This window comes from Leptotrichia buccalis C-1013-b, from assembly GCF_000023905.1.
Lineage (GTDB): Bacteria > Fusobacteriota > Fusobacteriia > Fusobacteriales > Leptotrichiaceae > Leptotrichia > Leptotrichia buccalis.
Genome location: NC_013192.1, coordinates 853,445 through 870,444 on the forward strand (window position 1 = coordinate 853,445; position 17,000 = coordinate 870,444).

At 29.2% G+C, this 17,000-nt stretch carries 13 protein-coding genes; 5 read left to right on the top strand and 8 right to left on the bottom strand.

Annotated features, from left to right (window positions below; all coding sequences use genetic code 11):
• From LEBU_RS03930 to LEBU_RS03955, 6 genes are all read right to left on the bottom strand, one after another.
• Positions 1-819, bottom strand: coding sequence for an N-acetylmuramoyl-L-alanine amidase family protein (locus tag LEBU_RS03930; protein WP_015769036.1), 819 nt, complete (start codon positions 817-819; stop codon positions 1-3).
• A 19-nt stretch (positions 820-838) separates the two neighbouring features.
• Positions 839-2,791, bottom strand: a complete 1,953-nt coding sequence (locus LEBU_RS03935; RefSeq protein WP_015769037.1) for a YARHG domain-containing protein — start codon at positions 2,789-2,791, stop codon at positions 839-841.
• A gap of 192 nt (positions 2,792-2,983) precedes the next feature.
• A complete protein-coding gene (locus tag LEBU_RS03940) occupies positions 2,984-4,636 on the bottom strand; it encodes an Hsp70 family protein (RefSeq protein ID WP_015769038.1) in 1,653 nt (550 codons plus the stop codon).
• A 1-nt stretch (position 4,637) separates the two neighbouring features.
• Positions 4,638-5,321, bottom strand: coding sequence for a nucleotide exchange factor GrpE (gene grpE, locus LEBU_RS03945; protein WP_015769039.1), 684 nt, complete (start codon positions 5,319-5,321; stop codon positions 4,638-4,640).
• A gap of 364 nt (positions 5,322-5,685) precedes the next feature.
• Positions 5,686-6,342 carry a hypothetical protein gene (locus tag LEBU_RS03950; RefSeq protein ID WP_015769040.1) on the bottom strand — a complete coding sequence of 219 codons (657 nt, stop codon included), beginning with the start codon at positions 6,340-6,342 and terminating at the stop codon, positions 5,686-5,688.
• Positions 6,343-6,534: 192 nt separating this feature from the next.
• A complete protein-coding gene (locus LEBU_RS03955; protein ID WP_015769041.1) occupies positions 6,535-7,320 on the bottom strand; it encodes a hypothetical protein in 786 nt (261 codons plus the stop codon).
• A gap of 333 nt (positions 7,321-7,653) precedes the next feature.
• On the opposite strand from LEBU_RS03955, the gene LEBU_RS03960 reads away from it, so the two are divergent.
• From LEBU_RS03960 to LEBU_RS03970, 3 genes are all read left to right on the top strand, one after another.
• Entirely contained in the window at positions 7,654-8,868 is a 1,215-nt protein-coding gene (locus tag LEBU_RS03960) for a saccharopine dehydrogenase family protein (RefSeq protein WP_015769042.1), read from the top strand.
• 244 nt (positions 8,869-9,112) lie between these two features.
• Positions 9,113-10,153, top strand: coding sequence for a BMP family lipoprotein (locus tag LEBU_RS03965; RefSeq protein ID WP_015769043.1), 1,041 nt, complete (start codon positions 9,113-9,115; stop codon positions 10,151-10,153).
• 146 nt (positions 10,154-10,299) lie between these two features.
• Positions 10,300-11,601: a thymidine phosphorylase gene (locus LEBU_RS03970; protein WP_015769044.1), complete on the top strand. Its 1,302-nt coding sequence runs from the start codon at positions 10,300-10,302 to the stop codon at positions 11,599-11,601.
• Between the two features lie 119 nt (positions 11,602-11,720).
• On the opposite strand, the gene LEBU_RS03975 is transcribed toward LEBU_RS03970, so the two are convergent.
• Both LEBU_RS03975 and LEBU_RS03980 read right to left on the bottom strand, forming a co-directional pair.
• Positions 11,721-12,710: an SPFH domain-containing protein gene (locus LEBU_RS03975; RefSeq protein WP_015769045.1), complete on the bottom strand. Its 990-nt coding sequence runs from the start codon at positions 12,708-12,710 to the stop codon at positions 11,721-11,723.
• Positions 12,711-12,728: 18 nt separating this feature from the next.
• Entirely contained in the window at positions 12,729-13,415 is a 687-nt protein-coding gene (locus LEBU_RS03980; RefSeq protein ID WP_015769046.1) for a PspA/IM30 family protein, read from the bottom strand.
• Positions 13,416-13,658: 243 nt separating this feature from the next.
• Here LEBU_RS03980 and LEBU_RS03985 point away from each other — a divergent pair, with 243 nt between their 5' ends.
• Positions 13,659-14,057: a hypothetical protein gene (locus tag LEBU_RS03985; protein ID WP_015769047.1), complete on the top strand. Its 399-nt coding sequence runs from the start codon at positions 13,659-13,661 to the stop codon at positions 14,055-14,057.
• 61 nt (positions 14,058-14,118) lie between these two features.
• On the top strand, positions 14,119-16,779 hold the full coding sequence (gene secA / locus LEBU_RS03990; protein ID WP_015769048.1) for a preprotein translocase subunit SecA: 2,661 nt from the start codon (positions 14,119-14,121) through the stop codon (positions 16,777-16,779).
• Positions 16,780-17,000: the final 221 nt, after the last annotated feature.

The window sequence follows — 17,000 nt, forward strand, 5'->3', positions numbered from 1 at the left end:
CTATTTTTCTGAAAAATATTTTTCAATTCCGTTTACAATTCCGTTTATCATTAAATCCTGAAATTCAGGAGAAGACATTTTTCTATCATCTTCAGGATTTGACAAGAATCCCATTTCTATAAGTGTGTTTGTTACAGTTGACCAGTTTGTTCCAGTAAGGTCGTCCCTGTATGAGATTCCTCTGTTTTTAAATCCTGTGGCTTTTACATATTCTTCTAGAACTATTTTTGAGAATTTATCACTCGATTGCTGAACGGCTCGAGTATTAGGATTTTTTATCGATGAAGTGATCGTGCTTGCCCCAGTTGCACCGCTACCTCCTGCATCTGCATGAAGTCTTAGAAACACATCGCATCCCGCTTTATTTGTTATTAAGGCTCTTTCTTTGTTGCTTATATTCACATTATTTTTTTCTCTTACCATAAATACGTCATAGCCTTTATTTTTTAAAGCATCTCTTAATTTTAAGCCAATTTCCAATGTTAATTCATACTCAGGTTTTTTTGTTGCAACTCCAGTTGCTCCTCCTAAAACTCGTGCTTTTCTTTGATTTGATCCTGGGGCAATTTCCTCTGTTCTTAAATCAGCTTTTTCCTGGTGTCCTGGATCAATACAGATTTTATTGTTCTTTATGTTTTTATTTTCTTTGCTCTTTTTATTTTTTTGAGATACATTTTTCTCTGTTTTTTTTATATTTATTATTTCATTTTTTTCTTTTGTTTTTTGTGATTTTTTATAGATATTGGATAATAATACACCAGTTCCCAAACAAAGTACCACTATTATTATTGATAAAATTATTATTTTATTTTTTTTCATTTATTCTCATCTCATCTTTCTATTTTTCCATTGTTCTTACTATATTTATGAAGTTTCTATCTTCTTGTGAAAAATTCTGCTCAATAGTTGTGGCATCAGGATTACTTTCTTCATAACCTGATAAATTGTTAAAATATTCATTCATATCCTGATTTTTTTGAAATATGTATCCATGTTCTGCATAAAAAGAATTTCTAATAATTTGTAATCCGAATGGAGTATAATTTTTTAATATATTCTGATCTCCACTTAAAACCTTTTTTTTAATCTGTCTTACTCTAGAAAGTAAATCTGATAAATTGCTTGCATCATCTATACTTATAATTTCCTGTTCTTGTGATGTCTTTTCTTGTTGTATTTGATTATTTTGATTCTGGTCATTGTTATTTTGTACTTGGCTTGAATTTTCATTTTCACTATTATTTTTATTGCTATTGCTAGTTTGAGGTTGAGTATTTTCAGTTTTAGCGGGGATATTGCTTTGAACAGGAACACTGCTTACTTCAGGATATTTTGGCTTCATAGCCTGAACTATTGAGAAAACAGCTATTAAAATGACTATTATCCCAATTAAGAGAAAAATAGGAACATTATTTTTTTTTACAGTTCGAGTTCGTGCTGAATTTCTATAATAATTGTTATTTGTGTATCTTGGGGTATCCGATGAAGTAGTTTCCTGATTTTGTTCTCGATTTCGAGTGTAAAGGCTTTTTTCAATTTCTACATTTTTTAAATACGGATATTTATTTTTTAGTTGTTTATATTTTTCTTCTGCTATTCCATAATTGCCATTTCTTATACAATTTTTTATTTCTTCAATTTCTCTAATAATTTCCTCTTTTATTTTATTTAATTTTGTTTTGATTATCTTAATTTGAGGATTCTCTGACCAATAGTTTTCTGCCTCTTTTAAATAATTCTGAGCATCAGCCAATCTGAATTCATCTATCGCTTCTAGAGCTTTTTCGCAAGATTTATTACTTGTTTTTTGAGTTTCAGAACTGTCAAAACTTTCATTGTTTTGTGTGTTATTATTATTTGTATTATTTGAAGTTTCTGAAATATTGTATGGAAAATTATTTTCATCACAAAAATTTGTAAATATTTCTCTTGCTTCTTTTTCATTTTTTAATATTTCTGCAATCTCATTAATAAAGTTATCGCTTTGTCTTTTTGAAATAGTTGTTCCTATTACATTAAATATTTTTTTTATTTTAGATAATATTACTGAAACTTCTTTATATTTCAAATATTTCAAATAGTCATCGTATTCTGTTTTTATTTCAGTATATTTCAACATTTTTTCACATTCGCTGTATAATTTTCTTTTGGCAGAAGTTTCATCATCTGATTTTAATAATTTTAATCTTTTTTCATCAATTTTACTAACAGTCAAAGTCTTTAATTCTAGTCCTTCTGAAATTAAGAAATCATATAAATTTTTTTTATTTAATATTTTTAAATATTGGTCAATTCCACGAAATACAGTTAAAAATTTAAATTTTTTCTTCATATAGTTACAATAATTATTATATGCATCTGATGCTGTTTTTTTAGCTTCATCAAAGTCTATTTTTTTTCCAGATTGCTGTATTCTTTCTACAACTAGCTTTTCATCTCTTTTAGATTCTTTTGCAATTTTTTTTATTATTTCATTTGTAATTGGAATATTTCCTATAGCATTTAAAAAATCATCTATTGGTTTAAAATAATTATTTCTTGCATCTTTTATCAGTTTTTCCCTTATATTATTTTTGCCTAGCATCTGTTCGTATATAATACCTTTATTGTACAAATTTAAGTATATTTTATAATCCGTACCTTTTATAATATCTGATCCATTTATTATCCATTGTTTTCTTTTTTCATCAATTCTGTTTTTTATTTTTTCTTCATTTTCTTCAGCAACTGGATAAAACGTTAATTCAAGTATTTCATACCAGTTATGTTCTATTTTATTTTTTTCTGCCATTTCCATACCTTTTATTTTTCTATATTTTACGATTTAAATTCCTATAACTAAAGAATTTCCAAAAAAAAGTTAAAATATACTCAAACCACTTTAAAATCATAATTTTTTAGACATTAAAGTGATCTGAGCAGTTTTTTTCTTATAATTAGATTTTCTTATAAGATTTATTTTCATCTTTTTGGAATTTTGTTTTTATAATACTGCTAAACCTTGTGATTTTTGCTTTATTTTTTCTAAATCTTCATCTGACATTACGCCTTTTGTTTCCATTTTTACGTTTACTTCCCTATTTCCTGTTTTATCCAGCCCTCTTACTTCGAGAATACCTTCTTTATTTAATTTAAGAGTTATTTCAATTGGAGAGCCACTTGGAAGATTTTCTGGCAATTCTAATATTGCATTTCCTATTCTTAAATCATCGTCTACATCAAAGTATTTATCCATATAGTCGTTCTCATATATTTCTATATTTACGGAAGCCTGATTATCGTGAAGAGTGCTGAAGTTTCCTGGAACTTCTAAGATACCATTAGGCATAGCTTCATTTTTTATAATCATATTGAAACATCTTTTGAGACCTTCTTTATTTTCTACTTTTATAGCAAAACTTTTTGTTGTTGCAATAATGATTTCTCTAGTATTTCCACCAATGCTCATCATTTCAGGAGAGAATGTTAAATCTTCTTTATAATCTTTTGCATTTATTTCTTTTTCATCTCCATCAACTGTTACTTTTACATCTTTATCTGACTCAAAATCTTTTTCTGTAAGGCTTTTTTGATTGTTTACATAAACGTTTACAGCATGAATGGCGGCTCCTTTAGCTACAGCTTCATCTGGTTCCAGAACTTTGATTTCAGTTTCTTCAAACCTTTCAGTCAAAGCCTTTTTTACTTGCGGCATTCTTGTGGAACCGCCAACTAACAGAATTTCATCAATTACTTTGTATCCTTTTTCTTTGGCGATTTTAATTGCCTCTTCTGTTTTTTTCAAAGTTTCATTAAGTAAAGTGGAAGTTATTTCATCAAATTTATCTCGAGTTATAGATATTTTTTTTCTATTTCCCATAACTTCCAGCATATCACCAGCTTGAGTTTTTGAAGTTAATTGTTTTTTAATTTTTTCAGATTTTAGTCTTAAATCCTGCATTGCATATTCATCAAATTCAATTTCATATCCTATTTCTTCTATAAACTGTTCAGATAAGTAATGCATTAATGCTTCATCCCAAATTTTCCCACCTAAGTCGTGATCTCCGTCTGAACAGATAACTTCAATTTTATCAGAACTTATTCTCATAATTGTTACATCGAATGTTCCTCCACCAAGGTCGTATACTAATATTGTTTTTTCATTCTGTTCTTTTGCACAGCCATAGTACAATGCGGCAGCTGTAGGTTCACTTATGATTTCTAATACATTTAGTCCAGCAATTTTCCCAGCATTTTTAGTTGCAGTCCGTTCTGCTGTTCCAAAATAGGCAGGACAAGTTATTACAACATCTTTAACTTCTTCTCCTAGCTGTACCGAAGCATCCTGTGCTAATTTTCTTAAAATATATGATGATATTTCTTCAGGAGTTTTGTCTTCTCCATTATAGTTAAACGCAAAATCTGTTTTCCCCATTAACGTTTTAACAAATGCCGCTGTAGTTTCTGGATTTAAGACCGCTTCTGCTTTTGCATCTTCTCCAACTATTACGTTATTCCCCTCAAATGCAACTACAGATGGTGTAGTATTGCTTCCTTCATTATTTTTAATTACCTCAGCTCTTGCTGAATCATCTACACGAGCTATACAAGAATAAGTTGTTCCTAAATCGATTCCGAATACATACTTTGCCATTTTATTCTCCCTTCAATTCTTCTGTTGTTTTTTTATAAATATTAACTTCTACTTTTTCTGGTGAAATAACTCTTCCTTTATACATATATCCGTTACTTGAAATATGAAAAATTCTTCCATGAAGCTCCTCATATGGTGTTTCTATTTTTTTTATTATTTTTTGTTTTTTCATATCAACATTTTTATCAATATCTTTATCTGTTTCGTATATTTCTATATCGTTATTTTCTAAAATAATTTGAATTTCTTCTATATAGCTGTTAAGTAGTTTTAATTTATCTTCGTCTGTTTTATTATTAAAATCCTGTACATTTTTTCTCATACTTTCTCTCATGTCTATAAAATGCATTATAAGAGGTTTTATAAATTTGAAATAAATATCATTTTTATATTCTTGCAGTTCTTTATGAAGTCTATCTGCAGTTTCCTTTTCAAAGTCTATGCTTAAAATTTTTTTTGAAAATAATTCTTTCATTTCATCCATTTTTTTATTAAGATCTTCAATTTGTTCTGATAGTTTCAATTTTTCAGTTTGGTCTTTCTCAGATTTGATTTCTAAATTTAAATTTTCTGATAAAGGCAATTCATTTTCTGAGTTTGTTTGTGTTTCGATTTCCTTATTAAAGTTTTGAATTTCTAAATCTGGAACTGTCATTTCTGGTAATTGCTTTTCTTCTAATTTCATAATTAATCCTTTCTTGAAATTACTGATTTTATTATTTTATCGCCAAATTTAATAACCTTTTTCTCTATTTTTAGTAAAGAGAGTGTGCTTTAGAAATGATTAATAGCATTATATCACATTTATAATTAAATTTCATTAAATTTCTAAAAAATTTGAAAGAAGTATTAAATATTAATTTTTGCCTCTATAAAAAACAGTAATTTAATTTCTGTTATTTTATACATAATTATACTTTATATTTTGTTGGATGTCAATATATTTTTTTGTTTTTTTAAGATAATATAAAATTTTTTAAATAAGTTTGTCTAAAAAAAATCAGACAGTAATTTTTATTATACTGTCTGAGAAATTGTTTATAATGAATTTAATAACATGCTGAGGCATCGTAAGTTTGTACAAAATTTCTTGCGGTATCACGTCCACAGTCATATGTTACTCCTGAACCATTTTCTATTAATGTTTTATTCAAATTATAACTGTATATTTGATCAATGTCTGCATCTGGCTGATGAAGTATCAATCCGTATTCCATCTCCACACCATTATTAATACCTGATGCAGCCCAGGTACTTCCAATCAATTTCCTTAAAGAAGAGTTACTTATATTTTTAAAACCTTTTAAATTTATATATCCTTTTTTATTTTTGTTTCTTCCTTCCAAAACTTGAACTAATACCCTGTTTCCATCTCTAACTCCCTTAATTTCCACAAGCGTATTATTCATATCAGAAGCTGTAAATCTTTTTTCATACGGATCAACTTCTTTGACTTCAGCTTTAGGTTCATTAGTTTTTGTTTCAATTTTCTTATTATTTTCAATAGGTTGTGTCTGTATTGAAGCCATCATCTGATTTTCTAGCTGTCTTTTTTCCTGTTCTTTCTGAGTTTTTTCCATCTCATTTAGTTTATTTTTCGTACTTATGATATAATAAATGCCACCACCTATGACAATAGAGCCTATAATTAGCACCAAAGCAACTATTATTCCAATTAAAATTTTTACTAAATTCTTATTTTCCATTTATTTCCCTCCAAAAAGATATTTAAATTTGTTTTCATTTTAATTATACTATTTTTTTACTTATATATCAATTAATTTAAACTTAAATTTTAAAGTTCTTCAATAATGATATTAAAAATTGTAAATAAATATATTCTTTAGTGATTTTAATATGTTTAGAAAATATAGAATCTATAAAAAAATAAAATTTTATTAGTTTTTAATAAATTGCATCTTATATTTTTGAGTTAGAATTTCCTGTACAAGAACAGCATTAACAAGGTTAGCAGTGTCACATTTTTCAAATGATGATAAAAATTTCCATTGTGGCTCAAAACTTAGGTTAGATTGAATTCTATGGAATTTTCCAATAGTTATGTAACTTTTTTTGTTTGTAGTTACTTTTACCCTGTCTTTGTATTCTAATTTTATATTTTTATAAGTTATTTTTCCAAAAGATTTATTTTTTATGAAGATAAACTTATCATTATTAATTTGTCCAAATAAATAGGGAGAAGCAATGATTTTTTCCAAATCGTTATCATATTTTTCAAATACATAATTTTTAAACTGCTCTTTTATAACGTTAAATACACGTGCGAAATCTTTTTCCAGCAATTCATCGTCAAAAATAATTGAACGTGAAAATTTACTAAAATTATTAGAAATATCTTCTAATTCCTGTTCATTGTATTCATAAAAAGGCTTTTTCAAATATATAATCCTCATTTTTTGATTCAGTTCACCCTTGATTCCTAAAACTCTCTCAAAAGCAATATTTCTTGAATTATTTTCATCTAATATGCTAAATCCTGTTGGATAAACAATTATTTTATTTTTTTTAGTTAATAAATGAACTCCGTATCCCATCATCACTAAACCAGCAATGGATGAAAAACCTCCAAAAAACAGTGCAATAAAACCAAGCGTAACAAATACCCAGAAACCTTTTGAATTATTTCCACTTTTTTCAAATCTAAAAACTTCTTTTTCTTGCATATATTTTCCTTCCGATATTTTTCATTTATATTAAAAACAAATTCCTTTAAAATTTAGTTTAATCTAGTAAATTTTATTAATAAAACAATAATTTGAAAATAATACAGTTCTAATTATACTATATTTTTTCGTTTATGTAAAAAGTAGATTGTAAAAAAATTGAAATAATTATAAAATAACAAAAAAGTGAAAAAAAGTAATTTACAGAATAGAGATTTTACAGTATAATATGGACAAAGAAAGACAGAAAAATATTATTTAAAACAATTGATTAAAAAGGTTTTGAAATAATATTATTATTAAGAAAAAATTTATATTGAGGAGGAAAAATTAATGGGAAAAAAAGCATTAGTAATCGGAGCTGGAGGAGTGTCAAATGTGGTTTGTCATAAATGTGCACAAAATTCAGAAGTATTTAGTTCAATTATGATAGCCAGCCGTAGAAAAGTGAAATGTGATGAAATCAAGGAAAGAATTGAAAAAAGTAAATATGCTGGAAGAATTGAAATTCAAACTGCACAGGTGGATGCTAACAATGTGCCTGAATTAGTGGCATTGATTAACGAATATAAGCCTGACATTGTGATAAATGTAGCTTTACCGTATCAGGACTTGACAATTATGGATGCTTGTCTTGAAACTAAGACTGATTATTTGGACACAGCAAATTATGAGCCGTTGGATACAGCTAAATTTGAGTACAAATGGCAATGGGCTTATAAAGAAAAATTTGAAAAGGCTGGAATTACAGCTATTTTAGGAAGCGGATTTGATCCAGGAGTTACTGGAGTATTTTCAGCGTATGCACAAAAGCATTATTTTGATGAAATAAATTACATTGATATTCTTGACGCAAATGCTGGAGATCATGGTTATCCATTTGCAACAAACTTTAATCCTGAAATTAACATTAGGGAAGTTACAGCTAACGGAAGTTACTGGGAAGAAGGAAAATGGGTAGAAACAGAGCCAATGGAAATCAAAAGAGTATACAATTTCCCACAAATTGGTGAAAAAGATATGTACTTACTGCACCACGAAGAGCTGGAGTCGCTTGCAGTAAATATTAAAGGAATTAAAAGAATTAGATTCTTTATGACTTTTGGACAAAGTTACTTGACTCATCTAAAAGTGCTTGAAAATGTTGGGATGACTTCAATTGAGCCAATAGAATTTGAAGGAAAACAAATTGTGCCATTGCAATTCTTGACAGCAGTATTGCCTGATCCAGCTTCACTTGGACCTAGAACAAAAGGAAAGACAAATATTGGAAATATTTTTAGAGGTAAAAAAGATGGGATTGAAAAAACTTATTATGTTTATAATGTGTGCGACCATCAAGAATGTTATAAGGAAGTTAGCTCACAAGCGATTTCCTATACGACAGGTGTTCCAGCAATGATTGGAGCGGCAATGGTGCTTACTGGTGAATGGAAAAAACCAGGAGTATTTAATGTGGAAGAAATGAATCCAGATCCATTTATGGATGCCCTTAATAAATTTGGGTTGCCTTGGGTTGAAGACTTTAATCCGACATTAGTTGATTAGGTAAATTTATGAAAAAAATTGAATTTGTAAAGATGGTTAAAATTTGGTAATTTAGAAATAGTGGAATTGAAAATTATCTTTTAATAGTTTATTAATAATTTAATAAATTATAGAACAAAATTAAAATATTGGGTATTTTTAGTAGTTTGTTTTTTTCAAAACAAATTAAAAATACTATTTTGACAATTAAAAAAAATGGGGTATAATTTAAATGTAAACAAATAAAAATTTTTAGGAGGAGAAAATGAAAAGAATTGTAACGCTTTTTAGTGTAATTTTTGCACTAATGTTAGTTGTGGCTTGTGGAAATAAACCAGCTACAGGGGAGCAGGTAAAAGATGGAAAGACATCTGCTGATTCAACAAATTCTAAGAAAGCTGTGGCGGTAGTATATTCTACTGGTGGAAAAGGTGACAAATCATTTAATGATGCGACTTTTAGAGGATTACAAAAAGCTCAGAAGGAATTGGGAATAACTTTTAAGGAATATGAGCCCAAAGATCCTGCTACAGAAGCAAAAAATGCTTTGACACAGTTCGCGGAATCTGGAGAATTTGATTTAATTATTGCAGTTGGATATACAATGAAAGATTCATTAGTTGCAGTAGCTCAGACATTCCCTGATCAAAAATTTGCAATAATTGACGAAACTGTAAACGGATTGCCAAATGTTGCTTCTATTTTGTTTAAAGAACAGGAAGGTTCATTCTTAGTTGGAGCATTGGCTGGAATGATGGATAAAACAGGGACTATTGGATTTGTTGGTGCAAATGAATCTGAATTGATTAACAGATTCTATGCTGGATACGAACAAGGTGCAAAATATATAAAACCTGGAATTAAAGTTTTACCTGTTTATATTGGAGGAAACAATGCATTTAACGACCAGGCATCAGCTAAAGCTAAAACTGAAACATTGGTTCAACAAGGTGCAGATATTATTTATCATGCTGCTGGGGCAAGTGGACTGGGAGTTTTCCAAGCAGTTAAAGAAAAAAATATTTACGGTATCGGTGTAGATTCTGACCAAGACGGTTTATATCCAGGAACAATTTTAACATCTATGTTAAAATATGTTGATAATGCAACATTTGATGTAATCAAAGCTGCTGTAGACGGAAAATTTGAAGCTAAGTTACAAACTTTTGGAATCAAGGAAAATGGTGTAGGAACTACAAATTTTGAATTTACAAAAGATAAAATTGGTGAAGAAAATCTTAAGAAATTGGAACAAATCAAACAAGATATTAAAGATGGAAAAATTGTTGTAAAAGCATCAAGATAATTTTTAAGTGTATAAATTTTAATTTTTTTAGATTGTTTATATAAAAATGGTTGTTTAAGGTTGATATTATTAAAAAGTATCGTTCTTTTAAGCAACCTTTTCTTTTCATTTTTTAAGTAGAAATTTAAAATTTAGGAGTTGATTTTATGAGAGCAGTAGATATAATTCAAAAAAAACGTGATAACGAAAAACTTTCAGATAAAGAAATTGAGTTCTTGTTAAATGGATATCTAGCTGGAGATATACCTGATTATCAAATGTCGGCATTTCTTATGGCAGTTTACTTTAATGATATGTCGCAGGAAGAATTGTTAAAATTTACAATGTTAATGAGAGATTCTGGAGATGTTATAAAATTTGATGAAATAAACAGATTTTTAGTGGACAAGCATAGTACAGGGGGAGTTGGAGACAAGGTTACTGTTGTACTTTCCCCAATTTTATCAGCACTTGGAATGGGGAATGTTAAATTATCAGGAAAAGGTCTTGGACATACTGGGGGAACAATTGATAAATTTGAGTCAATTAAAGGATTTAGGTTTTCAACTACGAAAGATGAACTTGTGAAAATTGCCAATAAGACAGGAGTTGGGCTTATGGGCTACAGCGATAAAATTGTCCCTCTTGATAAAAAATTGTATTCTTTACGTGATGTTACAGCGACTGTGCCAAGTATTCCGCTAATTGCAAGCAGCATTATGAGTAAAAAGCTGGCAATTCATTCAGATGTTATAATTCTTGATGTAAAAGTTGGGGATGGAGCTTTTATGAAAAATTTGGAGCTAGCTGAAAAATTGTCGGAAAGAATGATTGAAATAGGAAAAGGAGCCGACAGAAAAGTAAGGGTTGTGTTAAGTAATATGGATGAGCCGCTAGGACATGCAGTTGGAAATGCAAATGAAATTATTGAGGCAATAGAGTTTCTAAAAGGAAATTATGCAGATGATTTAAAAGAAGTTGTTTATACAATTGCAAGTTTAGCATTAAAGGAAAAAGGAGAAGTAAAGGAACTGGAAGAAGCGAAGGAAAAAATTGACAAAGTAATAAACGATGGAAGCGCATTGAAAATTTTATCTGAATTTATTGAAGAAAGTGGTGGGAATAAAGAGCTTGTAAATAATTATGACTTATTGCCGAAAGCAAAATCCGTAATGGAAATTTTTTCTGAAAAAGAAGGATATATAAAAAAAATAAAAACAGAAGAAATTGGAAAAGCAGCAATGATTATAGGTGCTGGACGTGCAAAAAAAGAAGATGAAATTGACCATGCAGTTGGAATAAATATTTTCAAAAAAGTAGGAGAAAAGATAGCTAAAAACGAAAAAATTGCTGAAATTTATTATAATAATGGTGAAAATGTGGAAGAGTCTAAAAATATGATTTTAGAGGCATTTGTTTTGACTGAGGAAAAAGTTGAAAAACAAAAAGCTGTTTTGAAAATTATATAATATTGTTAGTTCAAATAATACTGATAAAATTTTAAGAATTGTTTTATAATTTAAATATTTATAATTACTAATATTAGATTTAAAAATAAGGGGTTTAAAATAACCCCTTAATAATTTAATTATACTAATTTTTTTCCACATTCAGGACAAAATTTTGCTCCATTTGTTTTTGTTCCGCATTCAGGACAGAATTTTGGTGGAGTAGCATCGGATGAAGCTGAAGATTGATTTTGAGATGATGATTGGGATTGTTGATTTTGATTATTCTGGTTTTGCATTTGATTCATCATTTGCTGTCCCATCATCATTCCCATTTGCATTCCAGCCATATTGCTTGCCATATTTCCCCCTGAAGAATCATTTCCCATAGAATCAGCCATAGCCATTTGAGTGTATCTGTTTACATCGCCAACCATACTTTGTCCTGCGGCTTTTTCTTGCATTCGCTTGATTTCTTCGGGATAATTAAAACTAGAAACTGAAAAGCTTGGAACAGACAGTCCCATTTTTCTCATTTCCATGTCTAAATCTTGTCTTATTCCAGCACTTATTTCAAATGAATTTATTTGAAGATTGAACATATCTTTCCCTTCTCTTGAAATCCATTTCATAAGTAGTTGATCTAACATTGAAATTACACGTTCTTTCACATCATCAATATAAAATTGTTGTTTAATTCCAGCGATTTTATCAATAAGAACATTATAATCATCAATTTTACAGGCCATTGTACCGAAAGCACGGATTGGCATTCCTCCCGGAAGTCCTGGCGCTGGAATATTGACAGCATTTTTAGTTCCCCATTTTACAGTAACTTCTTTCGTATTGATAAACAGCACTTCGGCTCTTATTCCAGAATTAAATCCAAATTTGAAACCTTTTAATGTGGATAAAAATGGAATAATTTGAGATTCAATGTCGTATCTTCCATCATCTACAAAAACTCCTTCCACTTTGCCGTTATAGAGAAATATCGCATCCTGTCCAGGTTTTATAATAAGTTTTGAACCTTTTTTGATTTCCTTGTTTGACCATTTCCAAAATAACATATCATCGTTGTATTCTTCCCATTCAATGACATTTGCAAATTGATTACCGAATAATCCCATAATTAATTTCTCCTTTTCTTATTCTAGTCCCATTTCCTTTTTCATTTTTTCAAGTTCAGCGTCAACTGCTGAAGATGTTTCTGATGAATTATCATCATATTTTTTCATTAAATCATCAATTCCGTCACTTTTTGGCATGTTTAATTCCATTTTTGCATTTGCTTCGTCAATCATTCTATTGGCTTTTTCTTCCATTGCATTAAAGGCTGAAACGTTTCCGTTTGGTCCTGCACCTGAAAGAGAACTAATTCTTTCGCTAGTTTTTGCCATTTTCATTTTTGCCTTGATTTCACTTCGTTTTGCAGATAATTTTTGAATGTCACTTGCAAGTTTATCGTGCATTTCACGCATTTTTAGAGCATTTTGTGCTGCAACTTCTTTATCATTGTTAAGTGATTCTAATTTAGTCTGAAGAGTAGCCTTTTTTTCAAGAAATAATTTTGCATCACTTTCATTTCCTGATTTTAATGCTTTTCTAGCATATGTGTCCATCTTTTTGATTTCATCTTCACATTCTATAACTTTTCTTTTTGCAGCGCTTTCTTGAGCCATAACTGCCGCTGTTTCTGATTTTACGCTATTAAGATCTCTTTCCATATTTCTCACATATTGATCTATCATTTTTTCAGGATTTTCCATTTTATCCAGTAGTGAATTAATATTAGCTGACATAATGTCTTTAAATCTCCCTAAAATACTTGCCATTTTTCTTCCTCCTAATTTTTATTTATTTTTTACAAAAAAAAATCTACTTGTCAATAAAAGTGTACCTTATATTTCTGTTTTGTCAATAGTGGTACAATTTAAAATAAAAATGCAGTAAATTTTTATAAAAAAATTAATAAAAATAAAGGGAATATTTTCCAATGAATAGACAAAAATTTGAATAAATGATATAATAAGTGAGTTTTTAAATTAAAATGATAAGATTTTGGGAGCATAAATATAGTGAAAAAAATAGTTATAAATAAACGTAAGAATGTAATGCTTATTATGACTTGCATTGTTTTTATGATGACTTATTCAAGTCTTTTAGGGACACCAGGATTTAGTTATAAATTAAGTGTTTTTGTAGATGAAAACAATTTGACGCACGAAGACATTAAAGATTTGATTGTAAAAATTAATCAAATTGAAAGTCAAAATAATAAAAAACTTACACAGGAACTGAGAAAAATAGGGAAACGTAAGGAAAAGCAAAAGAATAAAGAGTTTTTAACATCTGAAAAAAATCAGAATATTTTTTTGGAAAAAGAGAAAAATATTCAAAAAAATTCTAAAAATATTGGAGATATAGGAATCTTTCTTATGAAAAAAAGTGAAAATAATTTAAGAGCAAGAGAATAAAAGCCAAATATTTTGATAATTTGTAACAAAAGAAAATAAATGATGAGAAAGGATTGAAATTATGTTAAAAAAAATAGGAGAAAAAATATTTGGTACATCAGACGAGAGAGAAATAAAAAAAATGAAAAAACTGGTGAATAAAATTAATGAAATTGAGCCACTTTTTGAAAAAATGACAGATGAAGAATTGCAGCATAAAACAGTAGAGTTTAAAGAAAGATTAAAAAAAGAAACACTAGATGATATTTTAGTAGAAGCATTTGCAACAGTCAGAGAAACTTCTAAAAGACTAATGGGAATGCGTCATTATGATGTTCAGCTGATTGGTGGAATGATTCTTCATAAAGGTAGCATTGCGGAAATGAAAACAGGGGAAGGAAAAACTCTGATGGCAACGCTTCCAATTTATTTGAATGCATTGACAGGAAAAGGAGTGCATGTCGTAACAGTTAATGACTATCTTGCAAAGCGGGATAGAGATATTATGGCAGAACTTTTTGAATTTTTAGGACTAACTTCAGGAGTAATTGTTGGAAATATTACGCCAGAACAAAGAAAAGCTAGTTACAACTGCGATATTACTTATGGAACAAATAATGAGTTCGGATTTGATTATTTGAGAGACAACATGGTAGGAGAACTTGAAGATAAAGTACAACGTGGACATAATTATGTAATTGTCGATGAGATTGATTCGATTCTGATTGATGAGGCAAGAACACCGCTTATTATTTCGGGAGCCGCTGAAGAAACTACAGAATGGTACAATACCTTTGCTGAAGTTGCTAAAAGATTGAAAAGAAGTTATAAAACTGAAGAAATTAAGGACAAGAAAAATACTGTAATACCAGATGAAGATTGGGAAGATTATGAAGTTGACGAAAAATCTCATACTGTAACAATTACAGATAAAGGGATTAAAAATGTTGAAAGAATATTAAAAATTGATAACTTATATTCGCCAGAATATGTAGAACTTACTCATTTTTTGACACAGGCTTTAAAAGCAAAAGAATTATTTAAATTGGACAGGGATTATATTATCAATGATGAAAATGAAGTTATTATAGTTGATGAATTTACTGGTCGTCTTATGGATGGAAGACGTTATTCAGATGGCTTACATCAGGCGATAGAAGCTAAGGAAAAACTGGAAGTTGCTGGAGAAAATCAGACTCTTGCGACAATTACATTGCAAAATTACTTTAGAATGTATGAAAAATTATCAGGAATGACAGGAACTGCAAAAACAGAAGAAGATGAATTTAAACAAATTTATAGCTTAAAAGTTATTGTAGTGCCTACAAATAAACCTGTTGCCAGAGTTGACTTGCCAGATGTAATTTATATGAATAAAAAAGCTAAATACAAAGCAATCGCAAGAAAAATCGAAGAACTTTATCAAAAAGGGCAGCCAGTCCTTGTCGGTACAGCATCAATTCAACATTCGGAAGAAGTTTCAGCATTATTGAAAAAGAAAAAAATTCCACACGAAATATTAAATGCTAAACATCATGAAAGAGAAGCAGAAATCATTGCCCAGGCAGGTCGTTACAAAACAGTAACAATCGCAACAAATATGGCAGGACGTGGAACAGATATAAAACTTGGTGGAGATGCAGAATCTTTTGCAGCTAAAGTGGCAGTAAAAGGGACACCTGAATATGATGAAGTTCATAAGGCGTATGTAAAGGAATGTGAAGAAGACAAGAAAAAAGTTATCGCCGCTGGTGGATTGTTTATCCTGGGGACAGAAAGACATGAAAGTAGACGTATAGATAATCAGTTAAGAGGACGTGCGGGACGTCAAGGAGATCCAGGAACATCAGAATTCTACTTATCACTTGATGATGACTTGATGAGATTATTTGGTGGAGACAGATTAAAAACAATGATGAAAATGCTAAAAATTGATGAAGATGAGGAAATTCGTCATAAACAAATCAGTAAATCTGTTGAAAATGCACAAAAACGTATTGAAAGTAGAAACTTTTCATCAAGAAAAAGTCTTATTGAATATGATGATGTAAATAATACTCAAAGAGAAGTCGTTTATGAACAAAGAGATGCGATTTTGAAAAATGAAAATTTAAAAGAGTTAATTACAGCAATGATCTCAGATACTGTGGACGATATTGTAAATTCAGCTTATGTCGGTGAAGGAAGCGGAGAAAAAGACTTTAATTTATTGTCAGATAAACTTCAGGAAACATTTGGATATGAAATTTCAGAAGGTCTGGAAAATGCAAGTGCAGAAGATATTTCAAATAAAGTTTACGATGATTTGATAAAACTTTACGATGAAAAGGAAGAGGCAATTGGAGAAGAAATTTTCAGAAGAATTGAGAGGTATATAATGCTGGAAGTACTGGATTCTAAATGGAGACAGCATTTAAAAGATTTAACAGAGTTACGTGAAGGAATAAGACTTCGTTCATATGGACAAAGAAATCCAATTCACGATTACAAAATTGTCGCTTATGATATTTACAATGAAATGATAGATGCAATAAAACGTGAAACAAGTTCATTTATACTGAAATTAAGAGTACGTGGTGAAGAAGATACGAATAACTTGACACACGAGGAAGTTTCTAATGTAAAATACGAACACGATGAAAATGAAATGATTGGTGACGATGTTTCAGACAGAATGCCATCTGAACCGCAACGTCCACTTTCAAGAAGGGAAAGAAGAGAAAGAGAAAGACGGAATGTCTAATTCTAAAAATGATCTGACTTCAAAAGTTGGACATAATTTAATTTACTAACAAGGATTAATTTCTGTATAAAGCAGTAGTTAATCCTTTTAATTTTTCTTTTCATTTAATTTCTCTTTTTTACAATATTAAACCTAATTTTTCTAAAATTTTAAAATCTATTTTTATTTTTATATCTTTTGTCAATTGCAATACAAATTGTGCCATTAAAATCTAAAATTTA

What these genes read in the sequence shown, in the direction of transcription:
- LEBU_RS03960 (WP_015769042.1), top strand. Translation starts at nt 7,654, where the DNA reads ATGGGAAAAAAAGCATTAGTAATCGGAGCTGGAGGAGTGTCAAATGTG.
- grpE (WP_015769039.1), bottom strand. Translation starts at nt 5,321, where the DNA reads ATGAAATTAGAAGAAAAGCAATTACCAGAAATGACAGTTCCAGATTTA.
- LEBU_RS03930 (WP_015769036.1), bottom strand. Translation starts at nt 819, where the DNA reads ATGAAAAAAAATAAAATAATAATTTTATCAATAATAATAGTGGTACTT.
- LEBU_RS03955 (WP_015769041.1), bottom strand. Translation starts at nt 7,320, where the DNA reads ATGCAAGAAAAAGAAGTTTTTAGATTTGAAAAAAGTGGAAATAATTCA.
- LEBU_RS03935 (WP_015769037.1), bottom strand. Translation starts at nt 2,791, where the DNA reads ATGGCAGAAAAAAATAAAATAGAACATAACTGGTATGAAATACTTGAA.
- LEBU_RS03980 (WP_015769046.1), bottom strand. Translation starts at nt 13,415, where the DNA reads ATGGCAAGTATTTTAGGGAGATTTAAAGACATTATGTCAGCTAATATT.
- LEBU_RS03950 (WP_015769040.1), bottom strand. Translation starts at nt 6,342, where the DNA reads ATGGAAAATAAGAATTTAGTAAAAATTTTAATTGGAATAATAGTTGCT.
- LEBU_RS03970 (WP_015769044.1), top strand. Translation starts at nt 10,300, where the DNA reads ATGAGAGCAGTAGATATAATTCAAAAAAAACGTGATAACGAAAAACTT.
- LEBU_RS03975 (WP_015769045.1), bottom strand. Translation starts at nt 12,710, where the DNA reads ATGGGATTATTCGGTAATCAATTTGCAAATGTCATTGAATGGGAAGAA.
- LEBU_RS03940 (WP_015769038.1), bottom strand. Translation starts at nt 4,636, where the DNA reads ATGGCAAAGTATGTATTCGGAATCGATTTAGGAACAACTTATTCTTGT.
- secA (WP_015769048.1), top strand. Translation starts at nt 14,119, where the DNA reads ATGTTAAAAAAAATAGGAGAAAAAATATTTGGTACATCAGACGAGAGA.
- LEBU_RS03965 (WP_015769043.1), top strand. Translation starts at nt 9,113, where the DNA reads ATGAAAAGAATTGTAACGCTTTTTAGTGTAATTTTTGCACTAATGTTA.